We start from the raw sequence: 22317 nt of genomic DNA, 5'->3' as shown, positions 1-22317 counted from the left end.
TATTCTCTATACCTGATTCATTTCATTTCCAATAGTAAATCAGAATGGACTGCCAGGTGGCAGTCCATTTTTTATGCATGCTGGAAATTCCGTTTGAAGTTTCCGGCATTTCCTGTATAATGATATTCGTAAAATTAAACTGAAAGTTTACTTATATAAAACTTTATCTACTGTGGGTTTACTATAAGTAAACTGTTGAGGGTAAATATGATGCAAATTGGAAAAAAAATAAAGAACCTTCGCTTGAAAAAAGGATTGACCCAGGAAGAATTGGGGGAAAGAACGGATTTAAGCAAAGGATATATTTCACAGTTGGAAAGGGATCTTAGTTCCCCATCAATTGAAACTCTTTTCAATATTTTAGAAGTGCTTGGCTGCACGCCGAAGCAGTTCTTCGATGAAGAGGATCAAGTCCAAAAGGTAGTGTATGAAGAAGAGGCACAAACGTTTTTCATCGATGAAGAACGCGGGTATCAAATCCAGTGGCTCGTGCCTGAATCGAATGAGAAGGAAATGGAACCTATTCGACTGACTCTCCAGGAAAAGGGGGAGTTCAAACAATTTGAACCATCCTTGTCGGAAACATTCGGCTATGTATTAAACGGAAGAGTCATTGTAAAGCTTGGTAAACATACGTATTTCGTCAAGGCAGGGGAGTCGATTTATTTTCATGCTTCAGATGAACATCAAATCATCAATGATTTTGAAGGTCCTTCCGATTTATTACTCGTGGTGACGGAATCATACTTATAGAATTCAAATCAAATGCAATCGCTGAAAATTGATGAGTAAGGTAATGGAGAGAGGGAAGAGCTATGGCAAACGGGAATATAATACGCTTCGATCAGGTTACGAAGCAATTCGATGATGATACGGTAGTTCTCGATAATGTTAGTTTTGAAATCGAGAGAGGGAAGTTCTATACGCTCTTGGGTCCTTCCGGATGCGGGAAGACTACGATCCTTCGTTTGATTGCCGGATTTACGGAAGCCTCCAAAGGTGATATTTACTTTGAAGGAAAAAGGATCAATGATGTGCCAGCCAATAAAAGGCAAGTGAATACGGTATTTCAAGATTATGCACTTTTTCCGCATTTAAATGTGTTTGAAAATGTAGCATTTGGTCTTCGGATTAAAAAAATGAAAAACTCGGAAGTGGAAATAAAGGTGAAGGAAGCCCTCAGCTTTGTTAATTTGGAGGGTTATGAAAAACGGGAGATCAGGGAAATGTCCGGCGGTCAGCGGCAACGGGTGGCGATTGCCAGGGCGATCGTTAATGAACCGGAAGTCATCCTTCTTGATGAACCGCTATCTGCCCTCGATTTGAAATTGCGTACAGAAATGCAATATGAATTGCGGGAGCTGCAACAGAGGCTTGGAATCACGTTTATCTTCGTCACTCATGACCAAGAGGAAGCATTAGCGATGTCAGATGAGATTTTTGTCCTTAACAAAGGGAAAATCCAGCAAAGCGGGACCCCTACGGATATTTATGATGAACCGCTGAATCGATTCGTTGCCGATTTCATCGGCGAGTCCAATATTGTAAAAGGAAAAATGATTGAAGATTACCTCGTGGAATTCGTCGGCAGACAGTTCGAATGTGTCGACCAAGGATTGAACAGTAATGAGGCTGTCGATATTGTCATCCGCCCGGAAGATTTAGAGATTACTTCCATCAATCGCGGGAAACTGCAAGTTCGTGTGGACTCCCAGCTATTTCGCGGAGTTCATTATGAAATCAGCTGCTATGACCATGATGGAAATGAATGGCTTGTCCAATCAACGAGAAAAGTGGCAGTTGGGGATGAAATAGGTCTGTATTTCGATCCGGAATCCATCCATGTCATGCGATTGGGTGAAACTGAAGAGGAATTCGATAAGCGTCTGGAAGCGTATCATGATGGGGAAAGTCATGAAGAATAAAATATCCCGTAATATTTACTTCATACCATATGTCTTATGGATTGCTTTATTCGTTATCGCACCCATTTTGTTGATCCTTTACTACTCCTTCTTTGATATTGAAGGCAATTTATCTTTGATTAACTATCAAAAGTTCTTTACGCCAGTATATTTAAAAATGACTTTAAGCTCATTCTGGTATGCGTTCCTGATTACGGGGATATCCCTTTTAGTCGCCTATCCGACAGCATATTTGTTAACGAAAACCAAGCATAAGCAGTTATGGCTTTTGCTGATTATCGTGCCTTCCTGGATCAATTTACTTTTGAAGGCTTATGCCTTCATTGGTATCTTTGGCACGTATGGTGTGGCAAATGGTTTTCTGGATGCGGTAGGAATCGGAAAGCAGCAAATTCTCTTTACCGATTTCAGCTTCATATTCGTTTCGGTTTATATTTTCATCCCGTTCATGATCTTACCGATATTCAATGCGCTTGATAAAATGAATCCAACCCTTCTGGATGCGGCCAATGACTTGGGGGCGTCCAGATGGATGACATTCCGCCGAGTCATTTTTCCATTGACGATAGATGGTGTAAAGACGGGATGCCAGGTAGTCTTCATCCCGGCACTTTCATTGTTCATGCTTACAAGACTGATTGCCGGTAACCGCGTCATTACGCTAGGTACGGCTATCGAGCAGCACTTCCTTGTAACACAGGATTGGGGAATGGGTTCCACAATTGCGGTATTTTTGATTATTATAATGTTCCTGATTATGTTTGTAACGGGTAACCGAAAGCAGGGTGTGTAAATTGGGCAATAAATTATCACCAATATCAAAAGCGTTTCTCGTTTTGATTTTTCTCATACTCTATGCACCGATTTTCTTTTTAGTCTTTTACTCTTTTAACAGCGGTGGAACGATGTATGACTTTAAAGGGTTCACGATGGAGTGGTACAAGGAGCTGTTCCAAGATACAAGGCTGTTGATCATTGTATTGAATACACTTGTGATTGCTTTATTATCTGCACTGATCGCAACGATCATCGGGGTGATAGGGGCAATTGGAATTCGGTCCTTTACGAGCAGCAAAGCTAAGAATACGGTATTGTCATTGAATAATGTATTGATTGTCAGTCCCGATGTGATCATCGGTGCTTCCTTCCTGATTTTATTCACGATGGCCGGGATCAAGCTTGGATTCTACTCGGTACTGTTGTCGCATATCGCCTTCAGTATCCCGATCGTTGTGCTTCTGGTCCTTCCGAAACTTCAGGAAATGAGCCCTACTTTAATTGATGCGGCACGGGATTTAGGGGCAAGCCGGTGGGATGTATTGACGAAGGTCATCCTTCCATACATCCTCCCCGGTATTTTTGCTGGTTTTTTTATGGCATTGACTTATTCACTTGATGATTTTGCGGTTACGTTCTTTGTGACCGGTAATGGCTTCTCCACTCTTTCTGTGGAAATCTATTCATTGGCACGCCGTGGAATTTCATTGAATATCAATGCACTGTCGACACTGCTGTTCGTCGTGACACTGCTGTTGGTTGTCGTTTATTACTTTATAACTCAACGTGTAAGGCAAACGGGAATGGGGGGGAAACGATGAAAAGGCTTGTCCAAATGTTTTTGATCATCTCCCTCGTATCGGCTTTGCTTCTATATGCGATTTCAAGATTGAATTCATCGCAGGGATTTACGAGCAGTAATACGCTTACCATCTATAATTGGGGAGATTACATCGATACCGATCTAATCGAACGTTTTGAAGAAGAGACGGGCATAAAGGTCATTTATGAGACATTTGATTCGAATGAGGCCATGATGACAAAGATCGAACAGGGCGGTACGACTTATGATATTGCCATTCCGTCTGAGTATATGATCGATAAGATGAGGCAAGAAGACTTGCTCGTTCCCTTGGATCATTCCAAGCTTCCGAATTTGAAAAATATCGATGAGCGATTCATCGATCTGCCATTCGATCCGGAGAATAAATATTCCGTGCCGTATTTCTGGGGAACGGTTGGAATTGTTTACAATTCCAAGATGCTCGGTGGAAAGGAAATAACGGCCTGGGCAGATTTATGGGATAAAGATTTAAAAAATGAAATCCTTTTGACGGATGGAGCTAGAGAAGTGATGGGCATGGGCCTGAACTCTTTGAATTATTCATTGAATGATATAGATGAAGAACACCTTCAAGAGGCAAAATCCAAGCTAGATGCCCTCACCCCGAACATTAAAGCGATTGTCGGAGATGAAAGCCGCATGCTATTGGAAGCCCAGGAAGCGGCGATTGGCCTTGTTTGGTCGGGAGTCGCTTCTGAAATCATGGCTGAAAATGAAGATCTCGAATACGTTGTTCCAAAAGAGGGGTCCAATTTATGGTTTGATAATATGGTCATCCCGAAAACAACCAAAAATGTCGATGCTGCTCACCAGTTCATCAACTTCATGCTGGACCCGAAAGTTGCAGCACAGAACGCGGAATATGTAAGTTACTCGACACCTAATAAAGAAGCACTGAAATATATGCCTGAAGAAGTGGTGAAGGATGAACGTTTCTATCCATCTCCGGAACTGACAAAGAAACTGGAAGTTTACGAAAACCTGGGGAAGAAAAACTTAGCCCATTACAACGAACTCTTCCTTGAATTCAAGATGCATCGTAAATAACACACAAAAAAAGCATGGTGTAGGAATTCCCTCCGTACACCATGCTTTTTCGATTATGTGTTTCACGAGTATTTACTCCAAATCCACGAGTGAAAGCCGAATTGCACTCTGTTACCTATTTATCAAAAGGCGAAATAACGGTATAATATCTTTTTTTGTAATGATCTACCAAAGTCTCAATGTAAAATGGTAGCAGAAGGAAATACTCTAAAATATATGTAGGTATATAAGTATGTTAGTATAATGATTGTGTTGGTGCATATTGAAGGTGGAACTAAAATCTTAAGGATTAATTAATAATTCCAAGCTATCATTATAGAAAAATTAAGGGAGAGTATTCATGAAACTATTAAGGAGCACGAAGGCATATATTTGGGCAGGGAGCATTTTAATCATTGGCGGGATCATGGCATTTGCGATGATTTCATCCACGGATAAGACAATGGCGAGTATCGATGGCGAGAAAATCAATAAGGATGAGCTGTATGACGCGCTTGTTGCGGGATACGGAGCAGATACTTTAGACCTGTTGATTACGAATAAATTGGTTGAATTGGAAGCTGAAAAAGCAGGGATTAAAATTAAGGATGAAGAAATCCAGAAAGAAATCGATGTTATGGTAGAGTCCTATGGTGATGAAAAGTCGCTAAAAGAGCAATTGGAAGCAAGCGGTTCTTCAATGGAAGCCTTAAAAAAGGACATCGTAGTTTATCTGCAAACGAAAAAACTGGTAGAACCGAGAATTACCGTGACGGATGAAGAAATCAGTACGTATTTTGAAGATAACAAAGATACATTTGCTCAAGCGGAACAAGTGGAAGCCAGTCATATTTTAGTCGAAGACGAAAAAACGGCTAAAAAGGTTGCGAAAGAAATCGCAGATGGCGGTGATTTCGCTAAATTGGCAGCTGAATATTCCACTGATACCGAAACGGCGGATAACGGTGGAAGCCTGGGGTATTTTGGGAAAGGCGATATGGTGGAAGAGTTTGAAAATGTTGCCTTTGATCTTGATATAAATAAAGTCAGTGATCCAGTCAAATCCGAATATGGATACCATATCATAAAAGTAACCGGTAAGAAGGAAGCAAAAAAAGCTAATTTAGAAGACAGTAAAGATGTAATTAAAGAAACGCTTCTTTCTGAAAGATTACAAGAGGAATATCCCGTTTGGTTAGCTGAAGTGAAAAAAGACCATGAGATAACGAATAAATTGGAGGACTCTAACTAAGGTATCAAGTGAAGGATATATGAAAAAACAAAAGGGTAATGGTGTACCTTTCATCGAATGATGTCCCCCATCCAATTGGCCCTAAGCAACACCTTCAACTCCATAGGTATGGTTCTGTCTAAATTTTATACAGAGTTGATTGGAGCGGAAGGTACGAGACTCCTGCGGGAAAAGCGCGTCTAGGGGAGACCCCCGCAGGCGCAAGCCGAGGAGGCTCCACGACCGCCCGCGGAAAGCGAGTGCCCTACGTTCCAATCAACATCCAAATTGTACAAGCCATAATAAAAGCTGAGGCATAATGCCTCAGCTTTTTTATATATTAGAAGTTGGATGAGATGGACTTTTGATTGGATAATCCTGATTTTTTAACGATTTCATCACTCTCTTTTTCACCTTTATCAATATCGGATTTCAATGATTGTGCTGGCGTTTCTTTCAGCTGTTTACCGGCTACGACCACCTTTGAACTGATGTCTTTTAATTCACTTGTTGCTTCCTTCGCTGTACCAAGGGCATCAGTGGAGATATCCTTTACTTCTGATACTTTACCCACCACGTCTTCATTGACGGTTTCATATAGTGTTTCGACGTCATTGATTGCCTCTTTAATCGTCTCGGTTGCCCCTTTGACTCCTGATACCATCTGTTCCTTCATTTCGCCGGGATTTTCCTTGACCTGTTCAATCATATTCATGGAGTTGTCTTTTAAAAGGACGGCTGAACGCTTTACTTTATTTCTTGTGTTGGAGTCAAGTAAGGTCAACGCACCACCAACAAGCCCCCCGATTAGAATCCCTTTTAAAAGTTTGCTATTCGTTTGAGTTTCGATAGTTGATTGAGTCATTTATATTTCCTCCTTTAGAATAGTAGATTGTATGCTTACTTTGGGTTTTCCCTTATTTACCATAAGTTAAACTGGAAATAATAAACTGTCATGGGATTGACATAATAAATAAAACAATAGTAATCTACATATAGTTAAATGACTGAACTACTTTTTGAGAGGTGCAACGATGACTAATGTAAAAGTTACTGGATTGATTGATCGATATATGAAGGTTTCCTTCTATGTCAATAAGATGGGGGAGCTTTTAATAAAAGACCAGATTTGTGATGTGCTGACGAACGAACAATACTATACTTTACGGTTCATTCAACAACAGCGGTTGTGTACATCGACGGAAATCAGTGATGCCTTTTATGTTAATAAGAGTGCCGTCACATCCAACATCAATAGGCTGGAAGGCAAAGGATTGATAGAACGGGAACAGGACCTGGTTGACCGAAGGGTCTTTCACTTGAAGCTTTCAAAAGAGGGGGAAGCATTATTACAGGAAACGGAAAATAAGATTCATAAGTTGGTAGAGAGCATCATGACGAAATTCGATTATGAAGAGATCGTTAGATTCCTTGATACATATGAGAAGCTTGCACAAATTTTCATACAAATGAAGAATGAGGAATGGGAGGAAATATAATGAGGGGGATCATAAAGGGAAGATGGCTGGTCATTATCGCTTGGGTTGCAATTACGGCAGGTCTATTGTTTGCGGCACCGAATATGGCGGACCTTGTCCGGAATAAGGGGCAGCTGGATGTACCGGCAGAGTACTCCTCTGGGATGGCCAATGAGCTAATGAAAGAGATCCAGGATAAGGATGAGTCACAAGTGGCCCTCGTATTTCATGGTGATAAGAAGCTGTCTTCCTCGGAATTGAAAGAGATTGAGATAGCGATCCAAAACCTTGAAAAGAATAAAGCAGAGCTTGGCATCAAAGAGGTCATGACCCATTTTAAAGAGCCCTCGCTAAAAGGTCAGTTGGTCTCGGAGAATGAAACGACGGTTTTGACATCCATCACGATGGTCAAGGGGGACCGAGAAGCTAAGGAAGTGATCGATGCCCTTTATAAAAAGCTGGAGCAAGTGGATGTCGAGCATTATTACACAAGTAGCTGGATGATCGATGAAGATCTTAATGCCAATTCCCAAGAAGGGCTGAAGAAAACTGAAGGCATCACGGTTGTCTTCATTCTGGCTGTATTGCTGATAGTCTTCCGTTCAGTGGTGGCACCGATCATTCCGTTGGTAACGGTAGGTTTCACTTATTTATGCTCACAATCCATCGTCTCATTCCTGGTGGATAAATGGGACTTTCCGATTTCGTCTTACACCCAAATATTCCTGGTAGGTATTTTATTTGGAATCGGGACTGATTATTGCATCCTGCTGCTTAGTCGTTTCAAGGAAGAGCTATCGTCACAGGAGTCATTGCCTGAAGCGATCGTTGCGACTTACCGAACTGCGGGTAAGACGGTCTTCTTCAGTGGGCTGACCGTAATGATTGGTTTTGCGGCAATCGGTTTTTCTACTTTTAAGCTCTATCAATCTGCGGCGGCCGTTGCCATAGGGGTTTTCATTTTAATGATCGCCCTCTATACGATCGTTCCATTTTTCATGGCGGTTCTTGGCAAAAAGCTATTCTGGCCGGCAAAAGGGAAACTTGAGCACAGTGAAAGTAAACTATGGGGAATTCTCGGTAACTTCTCCATGAACCGCCCATTGTTGGCGCTGATGATCGTTGCAATCGTCTGTGTTCCCTTTTTGTTTATGTATGATGGGAAGATTTCATATAACTCCCTTGAAGAAGCGGGTGATGATGTTCCTTCCATCATGGCATTTAATATCATTTCCGATGAATTCGGACCGGGACAATCCATGCCAACACAGATTGTCATAAAGAATGACGAACGCATGGATTCGGAAGAGTACGTCGCACTTGCTGAAAAAATCAGCCAGGAAGTCGTCAAGGTGGATGAAGTCGATGTAGTTCGATCCATGACCCGCCCGGCAGGTGAACCGATTAAGGATTTATTTGTAGCGAACCAGGCCGAAACTTTGGAGAAGGGAATCGGAGAAGGAAATGAAGGCATTAAACAAATAAGTGATGGATTAAAAACGGCAGGCAGTGAGCTTTCAGATTCAGGACCGCGGTTGAAGCAAGCGACGGACGGAATAGGGGGTCTAATATCCGGGACCAATGAATTAAAGAGCGGTGTAGGCCAGGTGGAGAAGGCGTTAACAAGCATTGAAGCAGGCATTCGCGATGGCTCTTCAGGGACTGGGGATATAAAAAATGGACTGAATGAGGTCAAGGCAAACTTGGAGAAGCTCGCCACCGGAAGCGGACAGCTCCTCGAAGGCTATAAACAATCAGCTAATGGGCTAAGTGGGCTCACAGGTGGATACAAAGAGATTCAAACTAATATTACGGGCGTATCACAAAGCCTTGCTGGCTTAAATCCTTCCTTTGAGCAAATGGAAGCCACTCATCCAGAATTACAGGTGGATCAGTCCTATCAAACGATCAAGCAAACAGTGCAAGGGGCACAGGGTGGCTTGGAGCCCATGGCAGCAGGCCTTGCCGAGCTAAATAGGAATCTTGGTTCAGTGTCCGGCGGTTTGAATACGGCGAACGAAAATATGGCACAAATCGTAAACGGTCAAACATCTCTCGGGGAGGGCCTGAACCAATTGATTTCAGGTGTTGACACTTTACAAAAAGGTCTAAGCACGATGGCCAATGGTCAGGGGGAAGTCATAAATAATCTGTCAGGATTTAAAGGCGGCCTTACCAGCTTAAGTAATGGGCAGCAAGAACTCCTAAATGGTTTTTCAAGCCTCGGCGGGCAACTTACTGATTTGACAGATGGCTTAAATGAAAGTGCCGATGGCCTGAATGAAGTCCATGATGGACTATCGTCCGCACAGGGTTATTTATCAGGGCTGGCAAAAACGGATAAAACGGTAACAGGCATGTATATTCCCAAAGAAGTAGTCGAAAGCGAAGAATTTGGGGAAGCATTGAACGCGTATTTATCTGAAGACGGTAAAACCATGACCATGGATGTGGTGTTCAAGGCGAATCCATATTCCAATGAAGCAATCGAGCAAATTGATTCGATCGAGGCAACCGTTGAAAGAGTAACGAAAGATACAAAGCTAGAAAATGCGCAAGTGGCGATAGGGGGAATCACAAGTACACATCATGACTTGGGCATGATGTCTGAGGAGGATTTCTCACGGACGGTCGTTTTGATGCTGTCGGGTATCGCCATCATTCTCTTTTTCATGCTGCGATCCCTGGTCATGCCGATCTATTTGATTGTATCGCTCGTTTTGACTTATTATACAGCGGCAGCCATTACCGAGTTGCTTTTTGTTAATATTCTCGGTTACGCCGGCATCGGCTGGGCAGTTCCTTTCTTTGCTTTCGTCATCTTGATTGCTCTTGGCATTGACTATAGCATTTTCTTGATGGATCGCTTTAACGAATGGAAGGATAAACCGGTCAAGGAAGCGATGTTACTGTCCATGAGAAAAATGGGAACGGTGATCATCTCGGCAGCCGTAATTCTTGGCGGAACCTTTGCTGCCATGATGCCAGCAGGAGTTTTATCGCTCTTGGAGATAGCCACTTTAATATTGGTGGGGCTTGCTTTATATGCGTTTGTCATATTACCATTGTTTATTCCAGTGATGGTTGCGACGTTCGGAAACGCGAATTGGTGGCCGTTTTTGAAAAATAAGGAATAAACTTAAATTAAAGAAGGCATCCGAATGGATGCCTTCAGTTTTTTCGACTGAATGGGGGTTCTTGAATGGATGGAGCCTCCCTAGATAGAATAAATTTGCGACACTCCTGGCCGAATAACTCCGCTAGATTGCTTGCTTTGATGAGGGCTTGGCAGACAGTTGGTGAAAAGGAGCGAATTTAATGAGTGTTCCGCAAAATAAATGCTTCGGAATGCGTAGGTCGAATAAAATCGTGAACGGTCGAATAAAGAGCGGGGTAGGTCGAATAAAATCGTGAACGGTCGAATAAAGAGCGGGGTAGGTCGAATAAAATCGTGAACAGTCGAATAAAGAGCGTGGTAGGTCGAATAAAATCGTGAACGGTCGAATAAAGAGCGTGGTAGGTCGAATAAAATCGTGAACGGTCGAATAAAGAGCGTGGTAGGTCGAATAAAATCGTGAACGGTCGAATAAAGAGCGGGGTAGGTCGAATAAAATCGTGAACGGCCAAAAAAAGTGTGTTGAAGGACGAAAAGCTGCGTGGACGGCCGAAAAAAGCTCCGGATGACGAATAACTGCGGCTCCGGAAACATATTCAAATAAAAAAACTGCAGACAATCTCGTTTTTCTTCGAGTTTGTCTACAGTAAGAAGGCATCCGCATGGATGCCTTCTTTAATTATGTATTCTTTTTTGGCTAAATCGATTTATAATTGGGGGATTCTTGTTTTATATTTCGCGATGATCTTTTGATTGTGTTCATCTGCCCCTTCGATATTACTGCTTAGGAATACGGGAGGGGTCTCCCCTGACTCAATAATAGTTTGGATGACTTGCGTGAAAATCATATTGAGGAGAACGGCCCCGACCACGGTCGATCCAGAACCAAAAGGTATATTATTTGATTTCAGTAATGTGTCACCTTTGGCAATATGATTGTCTATGACCAAATCAACGACATCGTGGAGATAATGCTTCTGTTTATGCCGTGAAGGACAACTTTTTGCATACTCCGGTGATGTTAGTCCAATGACGAAGGCCCCTTTTTCTTTTGCGAAAGTGGCGACATCTATGGGAACGGGATTTACGCCGGATGATGAAATGACGATACAGACATCACCAGGACGGATATCCTCATCATGCATGAATTTCTCTGATAGGTGATTCTGCCGTTCAAGTTGGGATGATCTTGAAGCACCCTTAAAAAGCATCAAATCTTCAACGAAAATAGGACGAATTGCCGCTAACCCACCTGCCCGGTAGAATACCTCTTCGGTCAAAATATGAGAGTGCCCGCTTCCGAATAAATGGATGATTCCATCTGACATCACTGCTTTTGCGATATGTTCCACAGATTCCTTAATTGATTGCTTTTCCTGTTCTTCCACAATTGTGAGTAAAGCCTGCACTTCTTCAAAGTATGAGTTCATATATGTGACACCCTCCGATTGAAAATATTCAATTTTATCTGCTTATTTTGATACTGAACTTATACCTGTCTGCACGATAAGCCGATTTAACATATTCAAGGGGAGTTCCATCTATCAGGAACGTATGCCTTTGAATGAATAATATGGGTGAGTGCTTTGGAATCGCTAAATGGGTGACTTCTAATTCAGAAGCAATCGATGATTCCAACGTTTGTGTAGCATAGTCTATTTTAAGTTTAACGTAGTTCTCCACATATTGGTAAAGAGAAAGGTTAATGATTTCTTCCGTTAATCCTTTAATTAAATTGGCAGACATGTACACGGTCTCGAGCGCCATTGGAACATCATCAGCCAACCGAATGCGTTTTATTTCATAAACGGGAGCATAAAGGGAAATGTGCAATTCACTGGCAATCTTCTTATCGGCCGGAATGATTTCAAAGCTCAGCAGCTTACTGCTTGGATTCAAACCCCTGGCTTTCATGTCCTCGGTAAAACTGGTCAACCCATTGAGCTGCTGCTCCAACTTCTTATCGGCGACAAAGGTTCCCCTTCCTTTTTGACGGTATAAGTATCCGTCATTCACCAAATTATTTATGGCTTGCCGGACGGTCATCCGGCTAATTCCGAATTGCTCGGCATATTCACGTTCAGATGGAAGGGCATCGTGCGCTTGGAACTCACCGTTTTCTATTTGTCTTTTTATTTGTTCTTCGATTTGAAAATAAATCGGAAGAGGTGAGTTTTTATCAATCATCGACTTTCGCTCCTTTTAGGGTATTAATACTCCGGATAACGCTTTTTGGTCTGCGATAATTGTAACATTATTATGTTTTTTTAGGATAGATGCAGGGAATTCCTCTGAAATGTCACCGTGTATCAATTTCTTCAGTGTTTCGGCTTTTTCTTCACCAGATATCAGCAGCAGAATTTCTTTGCTTTTCATGATTGTTGAAATGCCCATCGTAACGGCATGTGTAGGAACTTCGTCTATGGAATCGAAATAACGTGCATTCGCTTGGCGCGTTGAATCCTCGAGTGTCACGACATGTGTTCCTGATGTGAAGGAAGTTCCAGGTTCATTAAAACCAATATGGCCATTTTGCCCAATGCCAAGTATCTGAAGATCGATCCCTCCGACGGAATCTATCATTTCATCATACCGTTTACATTCTCCGTTCGTGTCATCTGCTGTGCCATTTGGCAGGTGAGTGCGCTCTTTATTTATATTGATGTGAGTGAATAGGGAGTCATTCATATAATAATGGTAACTGTTTGGATCATTTGGTTTTAAGCCGATATACTCGTCAAGATTAAAAGACGTTACATGTTCATAAGATGTATGATTGCGCACGTGATCTTCAATCAAATTATCGTACATTCCTTTAGGGGTACCGCCTGTTGCAAGGCCCAATTTGATATTAGGATTTCCTTTGACCTTTCCGATCACTATTTCTGCGGCTGTCCGGCTCATTTCCATGTAGTCCTGCACTTGTATGATATTCATTATACATTCTCCTTTTTAAAAGCTATATTTCCTCTGCAGAACGTCATTTCAACGTCCAAGCGGTCATTCAATATTACAAGATCGGCGTCTTTGCCGACCTGGATGCTTCCTTTTCTGTCAAAAATCCGAAGTTGTTTGGCAGGGTTTTCCGCCGTCATTTTTATAATGTCAGTCATGGAACAATCGGTATATTCCATTGTGTTCTTGATGGCATCGTTCATTTTCAATATACTGCCGGCTAGTGTACCATCTGAAAGCGTTGCTTTCGTTTCGTTAACATACACAGGCTGACCGCCTAAATCATAGGTTCCCTTTTCAAGCCATTTGGCACGAAGCGAATCCGTTATCAAGATCATTCGTTCGCTGGTAATTTGGTTATATGCCAGCTTGATCATTTCCGGCCTGCAATGAATGCCGTCAGCAATAAGTTCAACATATAGCTCTTCTCGAAGATAAGCAGCTCCCAAAACACCGGGTTCACGGTGATGGAGTCCCCGCATCCCATTATAAAGATGTGTAACGTGGGTAGTCCCTGCTTGGATTGCTTCATCGATTTGGTCATATGTTGCATCTGAATGTCCAATGGAAGCGACGACGCCAGTTGCCTTTAAGTGAGCGGCAAGATCTAATCCGTTTGGTTGTTCAGGAGCAAGCGTTACAAGCTTGATTTGATTTTCGGCCATTTCCTGCCACCTTTTAAATAGAGTGACATCAGGGTCAACGATATGCTCTTCAGGCTGTGCTCCTTTACGGACCGGTGATATGAAAGGACCTTCTAAATGGATTCCAATTATTTCAGCGTGTTCTTGTGATTGATTTTCGATATATTTACCAGCATTAAGAAGTGCTGATTCAATGGCTTCGGCAGTTTGAGTCATTGTAGTGGCCAGAAAGCTGGTGGTTCCTTCTTTGGGAAGAGTCTCTGCCATTGTGGATAATGCTTCATGTGTGGCATCCATTGCATCGGAATTGGATGCTCCGTGAATGTGGATGTCGATCGCACCGGGAATTACCTGATAATCCGGTGAAAGAGTAATTACCTCGGCATCATCGTCCTGTTTGTATTGGCTGACTGGACCAACCTCGGCAATTTTTCCATCCACGACTTTAATATACCCATTTTTGTATGTTTCCTTTTCGCTATGAACTATTAGATTATTAATAATGAATGTTTTCATACATAATCTCCTTTATGAAAGTAAAACTTAATGAATGAGTCAATATATTTTGCCCTCATTTTATCGTTTTTATTAAAAGTTGTCTAGACCAGTTGGGGTATATCAGGATTAAAAAAGCATTTTTTGCTTTTTTTTCGAAGAAAATAGTATATTTTTAAGTGAATTGGTATAGACATCTATATATTTTCTGTGCTAGTATAAGCCAAAGAAAAGTTATTATATTGATAAAATGAAAACGCTTTATACGTCTTTTCGTTCTGCTGAATCAAAAGAAGTTAGGAACAAGGGAGATGAGTTCGATGTTAAATTTTTTACAAAAGATAGGTAAGGCTTTAATGTTACCGATTGCTGTTTTGCCAGCAGCGGCTTTATTGCTTCGTTTAGGGCAACCGGATTTACTCAATATTCCATTTATGGCTGCCTCGGGACAAGCCATTTTTGATAATCTTGCCATATTGTTCGCTTTAGGTATAGCGATTGGATTATCCAAAGATGGAAGTGGTGCTGCGGCATTGGCAGGTCTTGTTGGTTACTTTGTTTTAACGAATGGTACACAAGCGATTAATAAAGATATCAACATGGCTGTTTTAGGCGGTATTATATCCGGTATAGTTGCCGCTCTTCTATATAATAGATACTCCGACATAAGACTCCCTGAATGGCTTGGATTCTTTTCAGGGAAACGATTCGTTCCGATCATCACTTCGCTTGCGATGATTATACTTGCGGCAATATTCGGTTTTGTTTGGCCGCCGATTCAAGATGTAATCAATAGTGTTGGTGACTGGATTACAGGTGCAGGGGCATTGGGTGCCGGCGTATTCGGCGTTTTGAATCGCTTATTGCTTCCAGTAGGCCTGCATCATGTCTTGAATAGTATGGTTTGGTTCGTCTTTGGTGAGTACAATGGAGCGACAGGTGATATAAATCGTTTCTTCGCAGGGGACCCGACTGCTGGGCCCTTCATGACCGGCTTTTTCCCGATCATGATGTTCGGTCTTCCAGCTGCGGCATTAGCGATGATTGCAGCTGCAAAGAAAGAGAAACGTAAATTGGTGACGGGGATGCTTGTTGGGTTAGCTTTCACTTCTTTCCTTACAGGAATCACTGAACCGATTGAATTTCTGTTCATGTTCATCGCACCGGTGTTATATGTAATACATGCCCTTTTAACCGGGGTCTCCCTGGCACTTGCTGTTATATTGGATATCCATCATGGTTTTGGATTCTCCGCAGGAGCCATTGATTATTTCTTGAACTTTGGTATTGCGCAAAAACCGCTATGGTTAATACCGATTGGCTTAGTATACGCGGCAGTTTACTTCGTGATTTTCTATTTTGTCATCAAGGTCATGGATTTAAAAACACCTGGCCGTGAAGACGATGAGGAAGAAGTGGAAGAAGAAACTATTGTGAAAACAGGGGATAAATATACCGATATGGGATCGCTTTTCATTCAAGATCTTGGCGGTAAAGAGAATATAAAGCTAATTGATAACTGTGCAACACGCTTGCGTTTACAAGTGGCCGATTCAGGAAATGTGAATGAAGCAGCCTTAAAACGGCATGGTGCGCGCGGTGTCATGAAGTTGAATAAATCGAGTGTGCAGGTCATTGTTGGAACGAATGTTGAATTCGTTGCAAATGCAATGAAACAACTTGTCAAGAATGGCGTCGACCCAAGCCAAGTGAAAGCAGTTCCATCTGCACAAGTGGCAGAGGATATAGTAGAGGAAAACCAAGCTTTGGGTGCAAATGACTTTGTCCTTCCAATTGAAGGAACGGTTTTACCGATAGAACAAGTTCCCGATCAAGTGTTTGCTATGAAAATGATGGGGGATGGCTTTGCTATCGAGCCAGTCAACGGAAAACTAGTATCCCCAATCGATGGGGAAGTGCTAAGTATCTTCCCGACAAATCATGCACTGGGATTGAAAATGGATAATGGTCTGGAAATTTTGATCCATGTTGGTTTAGATACGGTTAAATTAAATGGAGAAGGGTTTACATCTCTTGTACAAGAGGGTCAAAGACTAACAAAAGGAACACCTCTTTTGGAAATTGATTTAGATTTCATAAAACGGAATGCCCCATCAACGGTCACTCCTATTATATTCACTAACTTACCTGAAGGAACGGCAGTGAAATTGCAAAAGTCAGGGATCCAGAAACAAAATACAGCTGATATCATCAAGTTGGAAAAACTATAAATTTATCAAAAAAGGGATGTCGACATTGTCGACATCCCTTTAGACTGTGGACAAACTCAAAGAAAAGCGAGTTTGCCTGCAGTTTTTTTTATGGCTTGTACAATTTGGATGTTGATTTCCGCTCAAGAAACTCGCTTTCCGCGGGCGATCGTGGAGCCTCCTTGGCTTGCGCCTGCTGAGTCTCACACATTCGCTCCAATCAACTATGTTTTTAAAATTCAGATGGAAACCAAACTTGAGGAGTTGGTTTGGGTCAGTTGATTCGGGAATATCATTTGATGAAAGCACACCCTTTCAATTGGATGAAACGGCTTCTTTATATACTTCTTGCTGTGATAAATTGTCATAACCAAAACAAACGGGTGCCCCATTGGCAGGATCCATCATGACCCTTGCATGAATACGAAAGACTTCTTCTAAAACGGGAGGTGTAATGATTTCGGTGGGGGTACCGATTTTAACGATTTCACCTTCCTTCATCGTTATGATTTCATGTGAAAACCGGGACGCATGGTTAATATCATGCAGCACCATGACAGTCGTTATTTTTTGTTCTTTATTAAGCTTTTCAACTATCTGCAAAACCTCCAGTTGATGAGCCATATCAAGGTAGGTGGTCGGCTCATCCAATAATAAAATCTCCGTTTTCTGTGCTAAAGCCATTGCTAGCCAAACTTTTTGTCTTTGACCACCGGAAAGATTTGTGATCTCCCGGTTTCTAAATGAAAGGGTTTTGGTGATATCCATGGCCCATTCAATCGTTTCTTTATCTTCTTTCGTTAATTTATTTACATTATTGCGGTGCGGATACCTTCCATATGAAATAAGCTCCTCTACCTTCAATTGGGCTGGAGCAACCGGGTTTTGGGGAAGTAGAGCCAAGTGCTTGGCAATCTGCTTCGTATGGATCTTATGTAAATCCTGACCTTGTAAAAAAACGCTTCCGCTCTTTTGCTTTAGAATGCGGCCTATCGTTTTCAGTAATGTGGATTTACCACAGCCATTAGGACCAATGATGGTAGTGACCAGGCCTTCTTTTATTTCCAAGTTCAAGTCTTTGAACACCGTGAATTTCTCGTAATTCGTTTCTAGATTTTCCATGCGGAGAATACTCACTGATCATCTCTCCTTCTACGCTTTAGCTTTAATTAGTAAATAAAGAAAATATGGGACACCAATAATTGAGATGACGATCCCAACTGGCAATTCTGCCGGTGCAAAAACGGTTTTTGCGATAAAGTCGGATGCGATCACCAGCAATGCGCCAATTGCTCCCGATACTGGAATTACCTGATTGTGATGGATACCTACAAGGTGCTTTGCTATGTGGGGAGCCATTAAACCTACGAATCCGATATTTCCCGATACTGAAACGGAGGCGCCCACCAATCCGATGCTGCAGAGTAAAAGGATGATCGTTTCCTTTTCTACTGAAACCCCCAAACTTTTAACGCTCGATTCTTCCAACTGATACAAATCCAGTAAATACGCCTTTTTCTTAATAATCGGAATCAGGACTATCATCCATGGTAACATCGATGCGATGTATTTCCAGTTCGCATCATATATCGTTCCTGAAAGCCAAACCGTTGCCATTTCAAAATCGGTTGACTTCATTTTTAATGATAAATATAAGGAAAGGGCACCAAATGCCGAGCCTATGGCGATTCCGGTCAGTAAAAGGCGGCCCATGTCCAGGGTGCCATTCTTCCAAGAGAAAAGGAAAATCAATAGGGCTGCCAAAAGTCCGCCCACCAAACCGAATAGCGGAAAACTCATAATGGAGAACCAGTCCGAGCCGCTGCTTTGACCTTGATAGAAAAACATGAAAATGACAATGGCCGTACCAGCACCGGCATTAATACCGAGAATACCGGAATCGGCTAGGCCATTTTTCGTAACCCCTTGAATGACAGTCCCTGCAATTCCTAAGCTCACTCCCACCAAACCGGCGATTACAATGCGGGGGAGCCTGAAATCAAAGATGACCAAATCAAAATCGGAAACTGGATTCACCCTGAATAATGTCTGAAGGACAGCTTTGACGGTCATGTCGAATGTACCGGATATCAAACTAAAATAACTTGTAATAACGATTAAACATAAAATGATGGTCATCGTGATGGTGAAGCGCCACCGAGTATTCTTATCCATTCTTTTCTCCTCCTCTCGTTCTAATTAAGTACAGGAAGAAAGGAATGCCGATCAGGGAAGTAACGACTCCTATGGGGGTTTCGAATGGATAATTAACAAACCGGCTCAAGACATCGCAAAGAGCTAGAAAAACCGCACCGATTACCCCAGCACATGGAACGATCCACTTATAATCTATCCCAATTAAAAACCGGGTGATGTGGGGGATGATAAGTCCAACAAAACCGATTTTCCCTACAAGCGCCACTGCGATTCCCGTTAAGCAAATGACGGAAAGGAGGGCCACAGCTTTTACTATTTTTGTGCGCTGACCTAAATTGATGGAAATTTCTTCGCCTAAAGATAATATCGTAATGGATTTTGAGATGAATAGGGCGAGGATGATTCCCACCATTCCACACGGTATCGCCAATTTTAGTACATTGGGATCGATCTGGTGCAATCTTGAGTTATACCAAAAACTTACATTTTGGGAAATTTGGAAATAGGATGCTATGGCAGCAGAAATACTGCTTAAAAATGTCCCGATCACAGTTCCGATTATGGCTAATCGAACGGGTGATAATCCATTTGGAAGCAGCGACCCAAAACCAAAGACAATTCCGGCTCCCAATGCAGAACCTAACATGGAAAAGAGGATCATTTGGAATGAAGACATACCTGGAGCAAATACCATACAAAGTGTAATTACGAAAGCAGAGCCATCCGTCACTCCCATGATTGAAGGGGATGCAAGATAATTTCTTGTCATCCCCTGCATGAGTGCTCCTGATATGGCTAAAAATGCCCCGACGAGTAGGGCACCCAAAACTCTAGGCAAGCGAGAAGCCATAATGATCGTATGGTCAACGTTACTAGAGTCATAGTGGAAAATGGCATTCCATACCGTTATGGAATCTATATTTTTGGCACCATATAAAATCGATAATACGATGGAGAAGCAAATCAATAGAGGTGCCATACAAAGAATTATTATTGGTAATGAATTTGTTTTTGCCATATCAATCAACGCACCTTACTGTTTATTTAGCTAATTCTTCCGTTGCAGCCTTCAGGAAAGCTGTTTTACTCCAAGCCGTTCCACCTTGGGCAAGGGGGTCAACCGAGTTTACAAACACTTTCTTGTCTTTTACTGCCGTGATGCTCTTCCAAATGGAGTTGTTTTCCAAATCTTTTAACGCTTCCGGTTTTTGTGCATTTTCACTTTCCGAGAATTGCAAGAAGACATAATCTGGGTCCAGTTCTGCAAATTTTTCTATTGAAATCATTTCTTGTGCTTTAATAGGCTTAATTTCTTCAGGGACAGCCAAGCCTAGATCTTTATAAATTACTGGGTTGAAATATACATCCTCAGGATATAGGAATAGGCTGCCGTTCCGGATTCTCACCACTAAAGCCTTTTTATCCTTCAGTTTTTCACCAATTTCCAGTTTTGCTTTTGCGGCGTCATCATTATAGGTTGTGATGATTTTTTCAGCTTGATCTTTTTTTCCGGCTAGGCTGGCCATTAACCGCAGGTTGTCTTCCCAATTTGTCGAAATATGTGAATAAGGGAATGTTGGTGCCACTTTTTCCAATTGTTCCGTCACATTAGCTGGGGATTTAGAAGACCACATGATCACATCAGGTTTCATCCCAAGAAGAGTTTCATAGTTCGGCTGCATTTTTTCACCGATCGACTTAGCACCTTCGAGGTCTTTAGCCAAATATTCAGGTATTTCTCCACCTACAGTAACAACACCAGAAGGTTTAATCCCTAATATGGCTGCATCCTCCATTGATTCTAAACTAGCAGTGGCGATACTGGTGACTTTGGCTGGGATTGTATACTCCTTATCCAGATATGTGACGGTTTGGGTCTTTGCTTCTTTTTTCGCCGTATCTGTCACCTTGCTCTTCTGTGAAGCATCCTCGGAAGTCTTTTCGGCATTACCGCAAGCTCCAAGTCCTAAACTGAATACTGTTGCCATTCCAAGTACGAATAATTGCTTTTTCATTAGTCGATTCCCCTTTTGGATATATAGTATATAAATTTATCGCTTCTTCATGGTCTCCACAGACAAATCTTTATTCGTTGTAAATGCTTTTTCACTTCCTTCAACAAATAGCATAGCCACCAAAAAAGATATGCTTTTCTACATTTTATTTGATAACGATTATCATTATCAATTTAACATGCTATTAAATATATAATTAATTTCCTATTAGTTCAAGAATAATTTTCCAAAGTTGTATTTTTGGTGAACTAAAATTCATCCAAAAATGCTTTGGAAATAAGGGCAGAAAGGGAAGGGAAAGCTCTTTTCTGTAAAATGATAGGGGGAAATTATTGATGTATGGTTGATATATCCATTGAGAAAGATTATCATTATCGATATCGTGGTAATCTTTCACAATTATATTCTTTTGATATTAAAAGAGCTTAAATTATTTGAGAAGTAAACAATGAATAAGATTACGAGTATTAGAGGTTGGGGGAATTCATTTAGATGATGCATAAAAAAATGGACAAAAGCGTAATGGACAAAACTGTTGCCAGTTCAGAGGTTACGATCAAAGGAACTCAACACTTTCTCATGCATTCGAGTACCGGGGAACGTGAATACCAAATCTTTGTATCAAAGCCTTTGGAAGTGCCGCCACCTACGGGATATCCGGTCATTTATTTGCTGGATGCCAATTCTGTATTTGGAACGATGGTCGAGGCGGAACGATTGCAATCACGCCGGCCGGAAAAGTCAGGAGTGGTACCGGTTATCATTGTAGGTATTGGATATGCCACCAATGAACCATTTTCTTCTGAACGTTATTATGATTTCACTCTGCCCGTTGAGGTTAGCGAGTTACCTGTAAGACCAGACGGAAGTCCATGGCCTTCACATGGAGGGGCGGAAAACTTTCTGAAATTCATAGAAGACGATTTAAAACCGGAAATCGGTAAAAGGTATAAGGTCGATTACAATAGCCAAACGCTTTTCGGGCATTCCCTTGGCGGTCTTTTCGCTTTATATGTTCTTTTTGAAAATCCGTATGCTTTCCAAACATACATAGCTGGGAGCCCATCTCTCCATTGGAACAAAAAGTGGTTCCGTGAGGAGGAGGATAGGTTTCTTTCCCGATTAAATCAAGGAAATGGTGATATTTCCTTATTGCTTGGCGTGGGGGAGCTGGAGGGCACCCATAAAAGTGGCATGAATGAAAATGCATTAGAATTATCAAAACGTTTATCCATTATTGATAGTGGAGTGAACGTTCAATTCAAGGAGTTTGAAGGGGAAGGGCATCTTTCTGTTTTGCCGCCTTTGATTAACAGGGCCTTACGTTTTGCTTTGAAGAGAAATGTGTCTGGTAAGAAATAGGTCTTTCTCAGTAAATCCGTGGAGGGCACTTGACCATTAAGTTATAAGTATATATCATTACCTGTAGATTTGTATTGATAATG

General features: G+C 41.7%; 19 protein-coding genes. 10 read left to right on the top strand and 9 right to left on the bottom strand.

The features are described 5' to 3' along the window. Window positions 1–210: 210 nt before the first annotated feature. From LQ188_RS24600 to LQ188_RS24575, 6 genes are all read left to right on the top strand, one after another. Window positions 211–753: an XRE family transcriptional regulator gene (locus LQ188_RS24600; RefSeq protein WP_230178743.1), complete on the top strand. Its 543-nt coding sequence runs from the start codon at window positions 211–213 to the stop codon at window positions 751–753. Window positions 754–815: 62 nt separating this feature from the next. Continuing rightward, window positions 816–1925, top strand: coding sequence for an ABC transporter ATP-binding protein (locus LQ188_RS24595; protein ID WP_101225687.1), 1110 nt, complete (start codon window positions 816–818; stop codon window positions 1923–1925). After that, a complete protein-coding gene (locus LQ188_RS24590; protein WP_230178696.1) occupies window positions 1915–2718 on the top strand; it encodes an ABC transporter permease in 804 nt (267 codons plus the stop codon). The genes LQ188_RS24595 and LQ188_RS24590 overlap by 11 nt, the downstream gene beginning before the upstream one ends. Window position 2719: 1 nt before the next feature. Continuing rightward, a complete protein-coding gene (locus LQ188_RS24585) occupies window positions 2720–3523 on the top strand; it encodes an ABC transporter permease (protein WP_034304873.1) in 804 nt (267 codons plus the stop codon). Continuing rightward, the gene (locus LQ188_RS24580; RefSeq protein WP_144480945.1) at window positions 3520–4593 is read left to right on the top strand and encodes an ABC transporter substrate-binding protein; all 1074 of its coding nucleotides are present in this window, start codon (window positions 3520–3522) and stop codon (window positions 4591–4593) included. The genes LQ188_RS24585 and LQ188_RS24580 overlap by 4 nt, the downstream gene beginning before the upstream one ends. A gap of 340 nt (window positions 4594–4933) precedes the next feature. Then, window positions 4934–5824, top strand: coding sequence for a peptidylprolyl isomerase (locus tag LQ188_RS24575; RefSeq protein ID WP_101225689.1), 891 nt, complete (start codon window positions 4934–4936; stop codon window positions 5822–5824). A gap of 319 nt (window positions 5825–6143) precedes the next feature. Here the strand turns inward: LQ188_RS24575 and LQ188_RS24570 are convergent, their stop codons facing one another. Next, window positions 6144–6668 carry a YtxH domain-containing protein gene (locus tag LQ188_RS24570; RefSeq protein WP_202190656.1) on the bottom strand — a complete coding sequence of 175 codons (525 nt, stop codon included), beginning with the start codon at window positions 6666–6668 and terminating at the stop codon, window positions 6144–6146. A gap of 169 nt (window positions 6669–6837) precedes the next feature. Between LQ188_RS24570 and LQ188_RS24565 the strand changes: the two genes are divergently transcribed. Further along, window positions 6838–7302, top strand: coding sequence for a MarR family transcriptional regulator (locus tag LQ188_RS24565; protein ID WP_101225690.1), 465 nt, complete (start codon window positions 6838–6840; stop codon window positions 7300–7302). Continuing rightward, window positions 7302–10418: an MMPL family transporter gene (locus tag LQ188_RS24560; protein ID WP_230178695.1), complete on the top strand. Its 3117-nt coding sequence runs from the start codon at window positions 7302–7304 to the stop codon at window positions 10416–10418. The genes LQ188_RS24565 and LQ188_RS24560 overlap by 1 nt, the downstream gene beginning before the upstream one ends. Before the next feature lie 685 nt (window positions 10419–11103). Here LQ188_RS24560 and LQ188_RS24555 read toward each other — a convergent pair. Genes LQ188_RS24555 through nagA form a run of 4 tightly spaced genes read right to left on the bottom strand, consistent with a single transcriptional unit; the run spans window position 11104 to window position 14511 of the window. After that, window positions 11104–11826 (bottom strand): SIS domain-containing protein, encoded by a 723-nt coding sequence (locus tag LQ188_RS24555; protein WP_230178694.1) that lies wholly within the window; start codon window positions 11824–11826, stop codon window positions 11104–11106. A 34-nt stretch (window positions 11827–11860) separates the two neighbouring features. Next, window positions 11861–12583, bottom strand: coding sequence for a GntR family transcriptional regulator (locus tag LQ188_RS24550; RefSeq protein ID WP_101225693.1), 723 nt, complete (start codon window positions 12581–12583; stop codon window positions 11861–11863). A gap of 15 nt (window positions 12584–12598) precedes the next feature. Further along, window positions 12599–13333 carry a glucosamine-6-phosphate deaminase gene (nagB, locus tag LQ188_RS24545; protein WP_230178693.1) on the bottom strand — a complete coding sequence of 245 codons (735 nt, stop codon included), beginning with the start codon at window positions 13331–13333 and terminating at the stop codon, window positions 12599–12601. Further along, on the bottom strand, window positions 13333–14511 hold the full coding sequence (gene nagA / locus LQ188_RS24540) for an N-acetylglucosamine-6-phosphate deacetylase (protein ID WP_230178691.1): 1179 nt from the start codon (window positions 14509–14511) through the stop codon (window positions 13333–13335). The genes nagB and nagA overlap by 1 nt, the downstream gene beginning before the upstream one ends. A 299-nt stretch (window positions 14512–14810) precedes the next feature. On the opposite strand from nagA, the gene nagE reads away from it, so the two are divergent. Further along, complete coding sequence (nagE, locus tag LQ188_RS24535) at window positions 14811–16721, top strand: N-acetylglucosamine-specific PTS transporter subunit IIBC (RefSeq protein ID WP_230178688.1); 1911 nt, start codon at window positions 14811–14813, stop codon at window positions 16719–16721. 294 nt (window positions 16722–17015) lie between these two features. Here the strand turns inward: nagE and LQ188_RS24530 are convergent, their stop codons facing one another. The 4 genes from LQ188_RS24530 to LQ188_RS24515 are packed head-to-tail and all read right to left on the bottom strand — an operon-like array spanning window position 17016 to window position 20872. Further along, the gene (locus LQ188_RS24530) at window positions 17016–17837 is read right to left on the bottom strand and encodes an ABC transporter ATP-binding protein (RefSeq protein ID WP_101225697.1); all 822 of its coding nucleotides are present in this window, start codon (window positions 17835–17837) and stop codon (window positions 17016–17018) included. Between the two features lie 15 nt (window positions 17838–17852). Next, entirely contained in the window at window positions 17853–18875 is a 1023-nt protein-coding gene (locus LQ188_RS24525; protein WP_230178687.1) for an iron ABC transporter permease, read from the bottom strand. After that, on the bottom strand, window positions 18868–19875 hold the full coding sequence (locus tag LQ188_RS24520) for an iron ABC transporter permease (RefSeq protein ID WP_101225699.1): 1008 nt from the start codon (window positions 19873–19875) through the stop codon (window positions 18868–18870). Before LQ188_RS24520 ends, LQ188_RS24525 begins: the two co-directional genes overlap by 8 nt. 22 nt (window positions 19876–19897) lie before the next feature. Continuing rightward, window positions 19898–20872, bottom strand: a complete 975-nt coding sequence (locus LQ188_RS24515; RefSeq protein WP_230178685.1) for an iron-hydroxamate ABC transporter substrate-binding protein — start codon at window positions 20870–20872, stop codon at window positions 19898–19900. Window positions 20873–21364: 492 nt separating this feature from the next. Between LQ188_RS24515 and LQ188_RS24510 the strand changes: the two genes are divergently transcribed. Next, window positions 21365–22234 carry an alpha/beta hydrolase gene (locus LQ188_RS24510; protein WP_230178683.1) on the top strand — a complete coding sequence of 290 codons (870 nt, stop codon included), beginning with the start codon at window positions 21365–21367 and terminating at the stop codon, window positions 22232–22234. Window positions 22235–22317: the final 83 nt, after the last annotated feature.

Source organism: Peribacillus sp. Bi134 (genome assembly GCF_918698065.1).
Taxonomy (GTDB): domain Bacteria; phylum Bacillota; class Bacilli; order Bacillales; family DSM-1321; genus Peribacillus.
This window is presented reverse-complemented; position numbering and strand designations above follow the sequence as displayed.